This is a genomic window from Enterobacter cloacae complex sp. GF14B (assembly GCF_004136805.1).
GTDB classification, from domain to species: Bacteria; Pseudomonadota; Gammaproteobacteria; order Enterobacterales; family Enterobacteriaceae; genus Enterobacter; species Enterobacter hormaechei_C.
In genome coordinates this window covers 59084-72260 of record NZ_QFRV01000010.1, presented here as the reverse complement: position 1 = coordinate 72260, position 13177 = coordinate 59084, and the positions used below count along the sequence as shown (strand labels likewise).

The window sequence follows — 13177 nt, the reverse complement described above, 5'->3', positions numbered from 1 at the left end:
TTAGGTAAGTATCTTTCCATTAAAAACATTAAAAAGGTGACTTGATGAAACCATTTGGACTTGCCGGAAAACCCCGGCCCGAACCTTGCGGCTGCTGCTGGTATACCCGTGAGGACTGCCCTTACGTCAGCGCAAAACAGATCTATCGCCGCAGGCAGCGCAAGGCAGAACGCCAGCGTCAGCGCAGCACCATTGTGATGGCCGTTTCTGAATTTCGCTGACCTCTTCTGGAAATATCATTTTTTCTCCAGAAGAATTTTAAAATAAAGGGAAATCTTTTCACGGGTATCTGATGTTTATTGTTTATGGTAAATTGCGCCACATTAATTGTTTGTGGCGCAGTTCGTGATGGCTTAAGGATATAATATGAAAATCAGCCAGCTGGAATCCGGGATGCAGGTTTGGTCTGTAACCCGTACCAAAATGGGAAATACCACCATTTCAACGGTCATTGTCCACCCCGTTGTCATTATTGAAATTCATGATAACCATGTGATTGCTCGCTGGAACGGCAATGCACCACGTCGGTTTGGAGAAACGGCTATCAGGGGCTGGAAGAAGGAGAAGCCACTGCTTGTCCGTGAGCCTTTCGGAAATGTTCGTCTGGCCACCCGGGCTGAAAAAACCGCTATGCAGGAAAAAGAGTAATACCCCCTTTTAGCACCCACAATTTCACCGTCCATCTGCCTTTAACCTTGCCTGTTATTAACGGAATCCTTTCTGACTGGGCGGATCCCACGCATAACCTGAACTGTTGGCTAACCGTCTTACAGCCAAATTCCCTCCTTTATCTGGCAGGAGTGCGTCCGTGAGCTCTGTATGATCTACGTGTTTGTTAAGTAGAGCACATAACAGGAGTGGGGTATGACTGAATTAAATAAAAGCCCGTCCGGTTTTTCCGGAGCTGATGTCAGTAAAGAACAGGCTGCCATAAGGGCACTTGTAGAAAGAGTAGTGACCAACTATCGCAGCCGGACAGCACCTGATCGGGTTCAAAAGGCTTCGGTAGCGTTTAATGGGGGATTAATCCTGACCCTGATGCTGGCCTTGACGCTATTGGGCTACCTTGTGGCGGAATTGCTCAGGGGGTATGTTGCGGATAGTTCACCCTATGTGCCCGGTCTAAGTTATTCGCAATTTTCGATGCTTATGGTCGTTGAGCTGTGTCTATGCTTTCTTGCATGGTTTTTGGTTGTCACAGGGGACTATCCCCGGCCGTGGATATTTCAGGTAGTCCCGATGGAGCAGTACTGGTTCTTTGACGAAGTGGATGACGACGATCTTGCCCGGCTTTCCTGTAACCCTTACATCAAGCGCTGGCTACTTGATGAAATGTCCGGTATTCATCGACTGACCTACACGAGGCTGCATGATCGACTGGAGCGCATCTGTAATATTGCATCCCATCTCGAATACAGCCGTATTCAGGCACATAAGATTTCCCTAATCAACGGAAGCAGTGCCTCCTGATCCTACCATTGCATCCGGAAATTAAACGGGCAGGAACTGCACTGTATGTTCCGACCCAGCAGCTGCCCGTTACCCTTTTCTTTAGTATAAAATGACTTTCGCCGACAACCGGAAGTGAATCATGTCAAATAAATGAAAAATCAGTAATTTATGTAGGCGGGGTGTTTGGCTGATCAGGGCAGGGTGGTATAATAACGCTGGTGCTGGAGGCTTTTGCCCCAGCCAGCGGTAACACTGTTTGACTGTGGTAAAAGCAGAAAGCCCCGAGTAATTTTTCAATTAACCCGAGGCCCCTGTATGCTAGTCACATTCAGAGTAGCCTCTTGCCTGCTTAAATGCAAGGAGAAGAAGGCCATGAAAATGCCGAACCAACCCATTGTTTTGTGCATATTAATAGTTTGTTTAACGCTGTTGATATTCACCTGGCTCACACGAAACTCGCTTTGCGAGTTGCGGATGAAAGACGGAACAAGGGAGGTATCTGCTATCCTGGCCTACGAATCCGGTAAGTAGCTGACAAAGAGGGGGGCAACCCCCTCTTTTCGGGGTGTGGATTAGTATGCCATCGGCACCTTTTGAAAGGGTTTCTCCAGTCGGGGAAACCCTTTTTTCCTCCCGTCTTGTGGCATATAGCCTTTTGTATAAATCAAGAACCAGACCCAAAGAGTCCCACTTCACGCAAACCGTTCAAAAGCCTTAGCGTAATCCAGTCGGGAAAAATTTCACCGGTGCTCGTCCGGGCACGTACCGGAAACAATGGACTTCTCACTGGTCGGTAGCTCATAGAACGTAGCCATTGCGGTCAGTCCTTATTCTGTACCCAGTAGAGTTTTATGGCCGTCTGGCAAATCGTTCAAACATTGTCATTTCTGTTCTCGCTGCATCCGGTCAAATGATACGGTGAATTCAGCTCATGGGCATTCGCATCGCAGTCTACGAAGGCACCAGAAGTTTGAGGATGTTACGCAAAGAACAGTTATCAGGTTTGCTGGTGGGCGTAATGCCTACCTCTACTTTACTTCATAGGGATTCTTCTGCGGGGAAGCAAGAATTGACTCAACGTTGTCCGGTCGTACCAGATTTGTCGCGGAAAGCGCCTTTTTGTGAGGGGGGCCGCAGCGCTAAACCTTTTCCTGGAACGACATGAAGGACAGCAGAGCGTCCGCCCTGGAGGACAGCTCAATACAGTCTCCACGCTGCGGTTCTATCTCTTCGTCAATGGTTTCATTGTACCAAATACGCAGCCGCCATCCCTTCGCAGGGAAAGCGCTCTGCATCGCCAGGACCATCCCCTCCGGCGACAGCAGTTCTCGACAGAGGTAGCAGGCCCCGATCCGGGTTGAATCCCGCAGCCACATTACGGGATACTCTTTAACCAGTTGGTCATACACGCATTCTGCCATATGAAAGTAATTTTCGTCAGCCCTGCAAAAATCACACATTCGATTTCCTTAAATGGTGTTCATCGAGATAATTCAGAAAGTTGATTCGCCAAACTACGGGGCATTTCTTTAATGGCGGAGCTTTACATCACTATTTCTGTCATTTTCAAATCCGCCGGATACAGCAATAATTGCACCGAACAGCGGTTTGAACTGCAATGCATCCGTAGGGTATGCGACAATAATAAGGCTCTTCCCGTACTCTTAAAAATGGAAGAGTTTAAAACCCATACTGCTGGGATGAGCGAAGCACGGTACATTATGCCAGCGTATAAGGGCCGTCATAACTTGTTTTTTTCTAGAACACGGCGAAGTTTTCTTACCTGGGAAGCTGTGGAAAGCGTACCGGTTCGGGGATGGCATGCGCTTGCCTTTTCACCTGGTTTGAGTACATAGGCTAATGCCAGCTCGTTCAGAGCCGCCTCAGCTTTCAACAGGGCCTCAATGGCCGTGTTCAGGTATACAGTTCGGCTCTCATGGTTCATCAGGATTTTCCTCACAAGGGTAAAAATGACAGGCGATACCTGCCGTTTACCCTTTGTCTCCGTTAAGAATGGCATCACGGCAGGCTTCCCAGATTACCTGGGCATTAGCATCACACTCCACGAACCCGCCGCACTGATCGTATATCACCTGGTATACCTCAGGGGGAATCTTCCCAGGCGCAACCGGAGTTGAGCGTTTGCCTTTATGAATCTCATCTGCGGTATCACAGACAGCGTCGAGATGCCGCGACATCCACTCAGATAATTTCAGACCCTCTCGATTTGCCTGTTTTACATAGCGAACCTTTCTGGAAACCGTAGATCGCATCTGAATCTGTGTCACAGCTGGCACATCTTCTTTCATGGCATTCTGTAATGCAGCTTTGGGCTTTTTCATGTTCATGGTTGCTTTAAATTATTCTGGAGTTCGTCTGATATAAATGCTGACGTGATCTGTCAGCGTCGCTTAAATAGTTTATCGCCTTCCGCCAGTTCGCCGTTGAGCTGTTCAATCACGCTCCAGATGAGCCGATCATCCGGCGTTGAGCCTGCACACTCTTTCACGACCGCCACGGGTCTAAATTCTTCAGGGTCTGCCTGCCCGGAGGTGAAGAGCCTGCTCTCAATCCAGTGGGCCCCCTCTGTGCAGCAGTGGCAACTGGTTTCAGGTGGTTCATCCAGACCGTCCACTCCACAGGCTGAGCAGGTGAACAGTTTGCGAGACCCACCAGCCAGTGGCGTATCGCAAGCTGCTGGAAGTGCGCCAGCATTGCGCCAGTACAGCACATGATTTGAATCGTAGCAGTGTCCATGAAGCAGAAGCGAAACGCCGCAACTGCGAGTTTCAATGGCTTTGCCTGTGCCAAGGTATTGCCCGATCTCGTCCCATACGTCCACTAAGGTGTCAGGCAGCGGACGCGTAACAGGGAACTTAGCGCAGTCGTCCGGGGTGCCTTTAATGCAGCAGAGGGCCGAATACGCAAGCTCCTGCATTTCGTAGGAGTACTGACCACATACCACGCGTTCCAGTTTGTCGATTAGTTGTTCTTTATTCATCATACTCAGCCTTATTAAACAAATTCATTACGCCACTGGCACCATCTGGCCGGAGCAGACTGCGGCCCGGTAGTAGAGCCGCAGGGGGTGTCGCTGGACTAACAGGTGCTCAGTGAGTCCCGCACTTCCTCATGACTGGTCATTTTCAGAAGAAGCTTTCCAGGGCAGCGTGGTTCCGCCTGTGAACGGGTGACGTCTTCGTTGATTGCCTGGATATGAGCAGATTCAACGGTCCGACGCTGTACGACATGGTTGCTCAGGTTGAATTCGCACTGGAGCCTTCTGGCATCAGAATCCGCGTTCATTGCAATACGTTCATCAAAGCGGCGGTTCATTCGCAGAGCCTCTTCGTGAGCTGCATCAACAAGGGTGCGTCTGGTGACATAGTCGTTACCAGCAAAAAACGATAGCTGAGCGTGTTCCGAAGAGTAGTCGGAGCTTCCCTTACAACGGGCAATCGCGGCTTCAGAGTGCAGGATTAATGAACTCAACCGTGAACAGACGTCATTGATGGTGCCGGTTTTCAGACAGTCGTGGATAAGTGTCCAGGCGGAAATGCTCAGCGGGCGGCTGGTGATCACATAGGGATTGTAATGATCAACCGTTACGATAGTACGCAGTGAATGAAGCGATTCGGACTGCGTACGTAAGTCACGGCGAACAGTACATGCCACCGAGGCAACATCTTTACATTCTTTGTCGGACATCGAGTCCAGTACGCGGATCTCCACCTCTGCCGCCTTTGAGGCGATATGCGCACTAATCTCACCCTTAAGACGTTTGTAGTCAGCCTTGAAGCTTCCCACGCTGTCAATATCGATCCAGTAACCACAGCTGTAACCAGCATTACCAAACTCGTCATCTTTCTCATAGTTCGGACAGCCGTCATTGCTCCAGCCAGCTTTTTCCAGCAGCTCGTCAATAGCGACCAGCTCAGCCATTGGTGCATGTTCGATAATGAAATAATGGACACGGCCCCAGGCATATGCGCGTGAACGGCCATCAACAGAAGTATCAGAAGTCGTCTGACGGGAAAGTTTCATGAGGTACTCCAGTTCTGCCCGGTACCGCCGGGGCGGTGGTGCGAAAGCCGCACCATGAATGACACTATGATCCTCCTAACTTCTATTGTCAATACAATTGAAGTGGCGTTGTATTTATTCATTATTTGGACCCGGCTCGTACGGAACGACCGTCGGGACTTGCCAATTATTCTGCGGTGAGCAGGGGGAAGGGAACATCCCACCGCTTGTTTCAAGATGTACAGCCAAGGAGGGCGCAGAATGCCTGACAGAATCATCGTGCAGCGGTAGCGAAAGACCTGACAAACGGGAAAAGTATCCTTTTATTCCAAAGCCAACCTCAGCTTTTAATGTCGCCAGTACGTTTCTTAAACATGCCAAATCGGTCTCTTATACGGCCGGATGGGCCCGATGAAAACGATAAAATGAGAAACAGAACCCGACACATCGCTGCTCTCTGGGAAAGCCGGTCAGCAGATGGAGCGCCAGGAACTAAATCCGCTGGTTTTAATAATGATTGAGGAGAACAAGATGAAAGATAACAAGACACGTCCTGTAGACTCGTATGCTCATGCTGATTTCATGGAGTCCGTCTTCAGCAACCTCAGGGCTTTCTGTGATGCGGAATGCCAGCGGCTAACTGCCGGTTATCCCCCAACTGTCAAACCAGAACAGCAAAGCACTGACGGCCAGCTGTCGGCGGCATAAATCATTACCTGCCAGTTCGTTCAAATTTCCGCTTCCTTAAGCCCGGGCCAAAAGCCCGGCTCAATCCAAAAACTGAACGTACCGGTTTACCTCTATATCTCCTCAATCCCCTGCGACTTACAAGAGACCCGCACCGGTTTAGCCATTCCTGTCCTGCCACTCTCTCATCACTGGCCCAGACAACCGGAAAAGTAACTTTTCTCTCCGACTCACCTTCTGAACCAGCTATTTTGCTTAAACGTAAAAACGGCCCACTGTTGTGAAGATTTAAAACGGACGGATCGAGTAGTATTGTCTCAGGAATTTTTTTTAAGAAAAGTTACTTTTTCTTCTGTGCAACCTATTAGAAAAAATGTCGAACCTGGTATTGTTGTGTTGTAGCGCAGTTAAACAACCAACCAAAAGAGAGAACAAAAATGTCCGCAATCGAAACTGAAGTAAAAAACAACAGCAACGAAATCAGCCTTCGTGGTTACCTGGAACGCACTGGTAACGGTGCCCGTAAAGGTAACGGCCTTATCATTGACCCTTCGGTTGTTGTAGAGCAGGAAGGCTTTAACACCCGCACGGCCGGTATGGGCGAGCTCTACTATTCAATGCCTCACGTTGTGGAACACCTGAACAGCCTGGCCGATGCCTACATGGAAGACCCGTTCAGCGTGACGCCTATCGTTGTTCAGATGGTTAATGGCGTACCTGTACTGCGTCAGGGGGCTTGCCGTATCCGTTCCATCGCTATTGCAAACCGCCAGCTGGAAGCAGAAGGGCGTGAACGCATTACTCGTATTCGCTGCGAAGAGTTTCGCGGTAGCGCTTCAAAAGCAGAACTCTTCACCCTGACCGGCAACTCCAACCTGGCGCTGTCTGTCGTAGCTGAAGCGCTTTCAATTAAGCGTCTTGTTGAAGATAAAGAAGAGCCTAAGACCTTTGCGGAACTGGCAAAAAAACGTGGTAAATCAGAGCAGCATCTTCGCCAGATGGTTCGCGTACTGGACCTGCCTTCTGAACTACAGACCATGCTTGTGAGCGATCAGGTGAGCATGTACGTTGCGCTGGACGAGTATATGTACAGCGGTGAGGATGCGGTAGATAACATCAACAAGGCGATCTCCATCTATGGTAAAGCGACGAAAAACACGCTGAAATTCGTCAAAGCTGCCAAGGTAGAAGAGCGCATGGCAGATCCGCAGACTCCGGAAAACTCCGGTGATGAGCAACCGGCAGGTAATGCTACCGTTAACACCCCGGTACCGGATCAACTGAATGATGAAAGCAATACAGAGACGCTGGTTACGCCACCGGTACAGGAACCAGCTCCGGCTCCAAAGGACAGCGCTCCTAAACAGAACCCGGCAGGTAAAGCACCATCCATGTCCAGCGTTCTGAACAAAAAGACCGTGACCGTCATTGCCGACACCGCGATCCCGATTTTTGAACGTATTGCTGAAGAAGCCAAGCTTAAAGAAGGTGAATCTGTCAGCACTGATACTTACACGCTTGTTCTGACCAATGATGAAATGAACGATATCATCAATGCTCATGCTGACCTGAAAGAGTACCTGCGTAAGCATGCTGAGAAGATGAATAAGGGACAGGCATGATTTTCTGACCGACCCCTCCATCCGGACGGGTCGGTAACTTTTTCAGGACAAGGGGAAACAGGGCAATGAAGAAGGCTTTTATCAACGTAGACAAGACTAACCCACTGCCAGTCCTGACGGATTCGGTGACCCGGGTAAGTATTCAGTGCACGGCAAAAGATGAAAACGGGGCAGGGATCGAAGTGAACATCCTCGACCTGATTCAGGATCATGATACGGATGAAGTGAAAGTGCAGTTTGGGAGCTCGCCTGTTCAGGCTCTGGCGATGCTCCGCCGGGTTATGACAGCACTGGAAAAGCAGGCAAATGCAGAACTGCAACAGAATTCCTGCTCGCGTATGCAGTAAACGGTAAAAGCAGAATGTTCCCTACTGGATAAACCCGGTGGACCTCACGGAGAGCAAGTCACCGAATGGTTCACTGTTAAGTGATATACATCCGGATTTATAAGGTTTTGCAGCATCCGAATAGGCAATAAATAGAATTATTTTGATTTATCTCAGCAAGGAAATGGAAAGCTACCAGATTTTAGGATAGCGAAATGCCTGTATCGCTACTCTGCTGAATTAGAAATGATTTTAAACGCAATGCATAATGATAGAATAGCAATGCCTTTAATTATTTGTCACGTCTGAATTATATGTAGACTTACGGAGAGGATATGGTAATTACTTATTCATTATCGGAAACGTTTAATATGTTTTTACGCGAGATTATTGCATCTGGACTTGCAGTTTTTTGCGCATGGTGCGTTTTGTGTCTTTTCTCTGATCAGGAACGAGGTAAAGAGGTTCCTGTTTCTATGAAAAAAATAACTTCAAAGTCAGCTTTCTCCTACTTTATCAGTTCTCAAATTGCCGCTTTTATTATCTCCTTGTTGGGTTCAATCTTAAGCACGAAATGGGACAACATCGTCTGGAATGATGAAATAAGACAGTTTTATCTGCATGTAGGATTTGGGCTGGTAGCTTGTGTATTCTGTCTGCTTGTAATCTTGCATGAGAAATTTATCAAAAGAAATTTAAATGTTTATTCTGGTTATTGTGGTTCACTGGCAGTTAGTCTCACAGGAATCTTTGTACTTTGTGCGTTATATCTGACATTTTCATTACCATTTCATTATGAAGAACGTCTACTTAATGATGCATCCTTGGTGGCTTCGGATGGCGTTGAAAATTCAGTCGTTTTTGCAGACGGTCGTTACTGGGTTTTTGAACTGGGCTTACCATATTTCAAACAGTCATTGCTCAAAGAGGTAAGAAGGGGCAGGTACCAGCTAATCTGCACTACAGAAAAAAAACCAACATGCTGGTCTGGCAAAAAACTTCCCGAAAAACCAACCTCTTTGAAAGCTAGTTCATAAAGATTTAAACTGCTCGCTTAAATCCACACTGGTCCAATTTTGAAAATTTATTGTGTTTTTAAAAGAAATTACAGTGTGGGTTATTAGCCAGTAGGTCGGAGTTTTATATAATACCCAAAAACACAGGAGGTATTATGAAAACCAATCTGGCCTATGCATCTAATTGCTCCGATTCTGTCTACTCCTATATTTATCAGGCACTGCAACAACGCTCTGGTGCCGAGAATGAAAGCCTTTATCAGCAGGCCATTTCCAGCTGCTGCACAGATAAACAAAAAAAGAAACTGGCCGGGTATTATGCCGGTCCATGGCAGCTGCTATTCAACGCGTGGTGTAACAATCGCGTCCCTAACACAGCGGTGCTGGCCCTTTTACTCCAGCAGTGCTTATCTCATTTCCAGTGCGAAGAAGTGATCGCAGCCTGGCAGTAACCCTATCAAGCCCCTTCGTATAGCGGAGGGGCAGGAGATATCTCATGTACAGAAACGACAGAAACGTGGATTCCTTCAACCTGGTTAATGCTCTTCAGCCGGTCTTTCGTAACACCGGCTGTGGGATGTTTGAATATGATCGTAAAAAGCAGAATGAAACCGCTGATTCAATCTTACGAGCGTTGGCGTTAAATGCCGATTTCGCGAGGGCCTTAAAACAGTACGTCCGGATTAATTCTGTACGACGGGTTGTTCAGTTCGATGACGGCTCGGTTCGCTATGGTATTCATGCCGAATTTGAAGGGCATAATAAAATTAATTCCTTCCGTATTTTTAAAGATGAAGATACAGACGCATTTGACTCCTATTTTTATTCGGTTTGCGATAATAAAGCTGAGCTGGTGGATTTTAAAATGGACTCTCTCGATATTCAATTGCAGGCAGTTTTTGAAAAGGTGACAGGTATTTTTCTGTCACATTAAATATTCAAATTTTCAATCCTCGGGCTGATAGACAAAAAACGCACTTTAGAATATAGATGAGATGAATATGAAAAACGTAAATATTTTGGATACCGATATTGCGGCCATTAATGCTCTTTCTGGCGTAGAACTGACTGACTTTCTCACTGCCGGGTATCAGGTAAACTGGTTAGGAGAAAGGGAGGTTTCGCTGGTGGGCTTTCCGTGTTTAGCAAGCAACAAGCAGCCGGTAGAAGTTGGTCCCGGCATTTTCATTAATCGCGTGTACAGCAGAGACAGCCAGTCTCTGAGCGGGAAATTGCGCTATGACCTGTCTAATGGTCTGGCAACGAGTGCATTTTCATTTTTCTCCCAGTCAGGCTGGTATGGGGGATTCCGTGTCGTATCTTTCCGTGACAACGGGCCAGCTGCGTTAATCAACATTGGTATTGTCCATGAGAATGTTTTGAATGCATTTTGTGCTGACTTCCCCCGGGCCAATGTGAGCGTAACCCGTTTTCATTGTGGCATGACGCTTGAGCAGATCCGAATGTTCATTTCAGACACTGCTTACGATATGCCGCTTTATAACAACGAGTCTGACTTTCGCAGGCTCGCCAGTTAGCATGGAGGCTGACTTCAGTGCTTACGCCTAAAAGCCGGTGAGCGAGGTGGCGGAACCGGTTGGCTTCGCCCAGTCTTACTTACTTCTCTCAAGGTACTGCGCTGCAAGCGTACGTAAAAAAAGTAAGTAGCTAAATGGCGTGAGCGATTAGTTCTATACGGGAAGAAGTCATAGTATTCTGAAATGATAGTTATCTCATACGAACGATAGTAATGGAGTTTCTTAATGGGCGTTGATATCTGCTGGCGATTTCAAAGGGAAGAAAAGCCTGGTAAATGGATTAATTTATCAAGCAATTATAAAGGGGACCGATCATATCTCCACTTTGCCTGGCTCGGATTTGATGTAGATCGTGAAAGGGCGAGCACATCAGCAGTTTTTATCCACGCATTACGCGGATTACCTGATGATATACCGTCCGAAGATGATGATTTATTCGGTGAACATTCATACTCATGGCTGACTTCGGAAGAAATTTTGTCAGCCATACCACCCGATAACGCCGGAGAGGTGATCCAGGAATTTGTCGAAGAAGTAAAGCGTCTCCACGTGGAGAACGGCAGCGTCCGTTTCGTCTTTGGATTTGAAGGGTAACCCGTAAGAAAGTAGCTATCTTACCCGGCTAGGTCTCCAATCTCTCAGATGCTCAAAGAGGGCCGGGCATGGTGCCCACACATCCCCTACCATTCCGATTTGATATTCGTCTAATACACCCTTTAAAGAAAACAAGCAGACGGCAATGAGACGTCGGATTAGCGTCAGCAAATATGAGACGTCAGTAGTCGATGTTTGTCCTGCGGAACGTGAATCTGTTTACAAGGGGTAAAGCCGTACCATCCATGAGGGCTCAGAGAGCCGGGGTCTCCTCCAGATCACTGGAAGTTATTGACTCTGGCAGGCCTATCCCTATGACTTTTTCCCGGATGGCAAATTAAGAGCGAACAGGGCCAAATTAGTACTCTTTTCTAAACGGAAATACTGAATCACCCTGATATAACTGGTCTCTCACAAGACAGGAGATCATCAATGGAACGTGTAATATTTTCAGTAATCTTTTTTATGATGCTGGGCGTACCTTTTTACCTTCTTTATAAAATTGCCCGGGACATTTTTGGTACCGCCGGTGCTGGTGAGCCTGCACAATTGCCTCAGGGCAAGCAAAGACGCTCAGGAGGCGCTGGTTCGGGTTCGATCTGGCAAGGACACCATCTACAGGGGAGCAGCCATTTGAACCCCCTCGGAGGTGATTGTAATGGTGAAAATAGCATAGCTGGTGGTTGTGATGGTGGCGGTGGAGGAGGTGACGGAGGTGGTGGTGGTGACTGATAGCCTGCAACTTTAACTATCAGGATGAAACCTATGTCCAGCAACCGGAAAAAGAATTCATTTCAACCGAAAAGCCCTGCCTTAAAGTGAAGCGTATTAAACGTGAAGGATGCTGAATTAGAGGGTATCGGTTTTATACTGAAGCGTAACTGGAAGAAGGATCTGAAATTAACTATTACGGAAAAGTAACTTTCTGACTCACCACGTACGCCCCTCGGTTATGCCATACAGTTTGATACGAAAACAGATCAGTAAGTAGATTGCTATACGCCGGAGAGAAGTCTATTTTTCATGCACCGAACCTGTTTGGCCTGCAATGGAAGCAGGTATAATAATCACATACAAAGGAGGGCATTATGAATACATTTTTATACGTGCTTTTGGCCTGGATTGTTGTGCTTTTTATCGCCAACAAACTGCTCGCAAGACGTAAGCCCAATACGGTTAAAATCCTGGTACAGCGCAACGGGAAAGCCGCAGAGGTTGATGCTGTAGTGGTTCAGGGTTCAAAGAGAGCTAACAACAGTTCTGTTGCGGACAGCGACGCGGTAGATAGTTATTTTGAAATGAATCCTTACTCCCGCGAAAACCAGGCGAATGGTTGGGCTATGCTGGCCAGAGACGATGACCAGCTTAAATAATCAGTTGAGTGTGATGTGTAAAGCAGCTTAAAACTCTAAATGGACGAACAGGGGAGGTGACAAAGATGACAACCAATACAACAACGACCACCTACCGCTCAGAAGAAATCGTGCCGTTCAGACGGCCCAAAGGGGATCTGGATAGTCGGTATATGCCTCAGGTGTATGCAATGGTGCGGAACTGGGCAAGTAACCCTGCTCAATATGGTGAGGGTGTACTGGCCTCCTACCGCCAACCGGCAGTAAACCTTGCCTACCAGGTAAAAGGAACTCGTGTTGTTTTAATTCTGGTACCAGTAGAGTGCGAGCCACCTGGAGTGATAATGACGGAAACAGTCCTGTGGCCGTCACTATCACTTGTAGAAGTCTTGCAGACCTTGCAGGAGGCCTGGCAAAATATTCCGGCGTTAAACCCCTGACGACTTCTGTCAATATCACCGGCTAGTGATTTACCTCTCTGCTGGTGGTCAGCCCGCCTAAGTTCAAATTATCTCTTTCTAAATTAGCCCGGATAAAAATCGGTCCCTCTAAAATAGCCTGCCCTGA

20 protein-coding genes and 1 pseudogene are annotated in these 13177 nt (G+C 47.5%); 16 read left to right on the top strand and 5 right to left on the bottom strand.

The genetic code is table 11. From position 1 onward, the window contains the following. The first annotated feature begins 44 nt into the window (after positions 1–44). The 5 genes and pseudogenes from DD606_RS25925 to DD606_RS05760 all read left to right on the top strand — a co-directional run bounded on the left by DD606_RS25925 (position 45) and on the right by DD606_RS05760 (position 1983). Entirely contained in the window at positions 45–221 is a 177-nt protein-coding gene (locus DD606_RS25925; protein ID WP_000802040.1) for a hypothetical protein, read from the top strand. Positions 222–366: 145 nt separating this feature from the next. Further along, positions 367–648, top strand: coding sequence for a hypothetical protein (locus tag DD606_RS05770; RefSeq protein WP_000703842.1), 282 nt, complete (start codon positions 367–369; stop codon positions 646–648). A 216-nt stretch (positions 649–864) separates the two neighbouring features. Further along, positions 865–1470 (top strand): hypothetical protein, encoded by a 606-nt coding sequence (locus DD606_RS05765; RefSeq protein WP_000137794.1) that lies wholly within the window; start codon positions 865–867, stop codon positions 1468–1470. Positions 1471–1805: 335 nt separating this feature from the next. Beyond that, positions 1806–1916: pseudogene (locus DD606_RS26405) on the top strand (DUF5431 family protein); the annotation flags it as partial. Then, positions 1864–1983 (top strand): type I toxin-antitoxin system Hok family toxin, encoded by a 120-nt coding sequence (locus tag DD606_RS05760; RefSeq protein ID WP_223152483.1) that lies wholly within the window; start codon positions 1864–1866, stop codon positions 1981–1983. The pseudogene DD606_RS26405 and the gene DD606_RS05760, both read left to right, overlap by 53 nt. A 608-nt stretch (positions 1984–2591) precedes the next feature. On the opposite strand, the gene DD606_RS05755 is transcribed toward DD606_RS05760, so the two are convergent. The 5 genes from DD606_RS05755 to DD606_RS05735 form a co-directional block, all read right to left on the bottom strand. Continuing rightward, complete coding sequence (locus tag DD606_RS05755; protein ID WP_000332796.1) at positions 2592–2912, bottom strand: hypothetical protein; 321 nt, start codon at positions 2910–2912, stop codon at positions 2592–2594. A gap of 281 nt (positions 2913–3193) precedes the next feature. After that, entirely contained in the window at positions 3194–3397 is a 204-nt protein-coding gene (locus DD606_RS05750; RefSeq protein ID WP_001015183.1) for a hypothetical protein, read from the bottom strand. Between the two features lie 46 nt (positions 3398–3443). Then, positions 3444–3794: a hypothetical protein gene (locus DD606_RS05745; RefSeq protein WP_000743059.1), complete on the bottom strand. Its 351-nt coding sequence runs from the start codon at positions 3792–3794 to the stop codon at positions 3444–3446. Between the two features lie 59 nt (positions 3795–3853). Continuing rightward, the gene (locus DD606_RS05740) at positions 3854–4456 is read right to left on the bottom strand and encodes a hypothetical protein (protein WP_001371889.1); all 603 of its coding nucleotides are present in this window, start codon (positions 4454–4456) and stop codon (positions 3854–3856) included. Positions 4457–4551: 95 nt separating this feature from the next. After that, complete coding sequence (locus tag DD606_RS05735; protein WP_326848579.1) at positions 4552–5394, bottom strand: DUF5417 domain-containing protein; 843 nt, start codon at positions 5392–5394, stop codon at positions 4552–4554. A 612-nt stretch (positions 5395–6006) separates the two neighbouring features. Between DD606_RS05735 and DD606_RS25920 the strand changes: the two genes are divergently transcribed. The 11 genes from DD606_RS25920 to DD606_RS05685 all read left to right on the top strand — a co-directional run bounded on the left by DD606_RS25920 (position 6007) and on the right by DD606_RS05685 (position 13050). Then, entirely contained in the window at positions 6007–6183 is a 177-nt protein-coding gene (locus DD606_RS25920) for a hypothetical protein (RefSeq protein WP_001371930.1), read from the top strand. 416 nt (positions 6184–6599) lie between these two features. Next, positions 6600–7784 carry a hypothetical protein gene (locus tag DD606_RS05730; protein WP_001272971.1) on the top strand — a complete coding sequence of 395 codons (1185 nt, stop codon included), beginning with the start codon at positions 6600–6602 and terminating at the stop codon, positions 7782–7784. Between the two features lie 65 nt (positions 7785–7849). Next, positions 7850–8131 carry a hypothetical protein gene (locus DD606_RS05725; protein WP_000708863.1) on the top strand — a complete coding sequence of 94 codons (282 nt, stop codon included), beginning with the start codon at positions 7850–7852 and terminating at the stop codon, positions 8129–8131. Positions 8132–8445: 314 nt separating this feature from the next. After that, positions 8446–9147: a hypothetical protein gene (locus tag DD606_RS05720; RefSeq protein WP_000237191.1), complete on the top strand. Its 702-nt coding sequence runs from the start codon at positions 8446–8448 to the stop codon at positions 9145–9147. Positions 9148–9281: 134 nt separating this feature from the next. Then, positions 9282–9578 (top strand): hypothetical protein, encoded by a 297-nt coding sequence (locus DD606_RS05715; RefSeq protein WP_000856246.1) that lies wholly within the window; start codon positions 9282–9284, stop codon positions 9576–9578. A gap of 44 nt (positions 9579–9622) precedes the next feature. Further along, on the top strand, positions 9623–10060 hold the full coding sequence (locus tag DD606_RS05710) for a hypothetical protein (RefSeq protein WP_000286108.1): 438 nt from the start codon (positions 9623–9625) through the stop codon (positions 10058–10060). Between the two features lie 67 nt (positions 10061–10127). Beyond that, on the top strand, positions 10128–10664 hold the full coding sequence (locus DD606_RS05705) for a hypothetical protein (RefSeq protein ID WP_000800251.1): 537 nt from the start codon (positions 10128–10130) through the stop codon (positions 10662–10664). Positions 10665–10889: 225 nt separating this feature from the next. Beyond that, entirely contained in the window at positions 10890–11258 is a 369-nt protein-coding gene (locus DD606_RS05700) for a hypothetical protein (RefSeq protein WP_000537761.1), read from the top strand. A gap of 432 nt (positions 11259–11690) precedes the next feature. Continuing rightward, entirely contained in the window at positions 11691–11990 is a 300-nt protein-coding gene (locus DD606_RS05695) for a hypothetical protein (RefSeq protein WP_000442693.1), read from the top strand. 356 nt (positions 11991–12346) lie between these two features. Further along, positions 12347–12631, top strand: a complete 285-nt coding sequence (locus DD606_RS05690) for a hypothetical protein (protein WP_001091367.1) — start codon at positions 12347–12349, stop codon at positions 12629–12631. 65 nt (positions 12632–12696) lie between these two features. Further along, the gene (locus DD606_RS05685) at positions 12697–13050 is read left to right on the top strand and encodes a hypothetical protein (RefSeq protein ID WP_000210769.1); all 354 of its coding nucleotides are present in this window, start codon (positions 12697–12699) and stop codon (positions 13048–13050) included. Positions 13051–13177 lie beyond the last annotated feature (127 nt).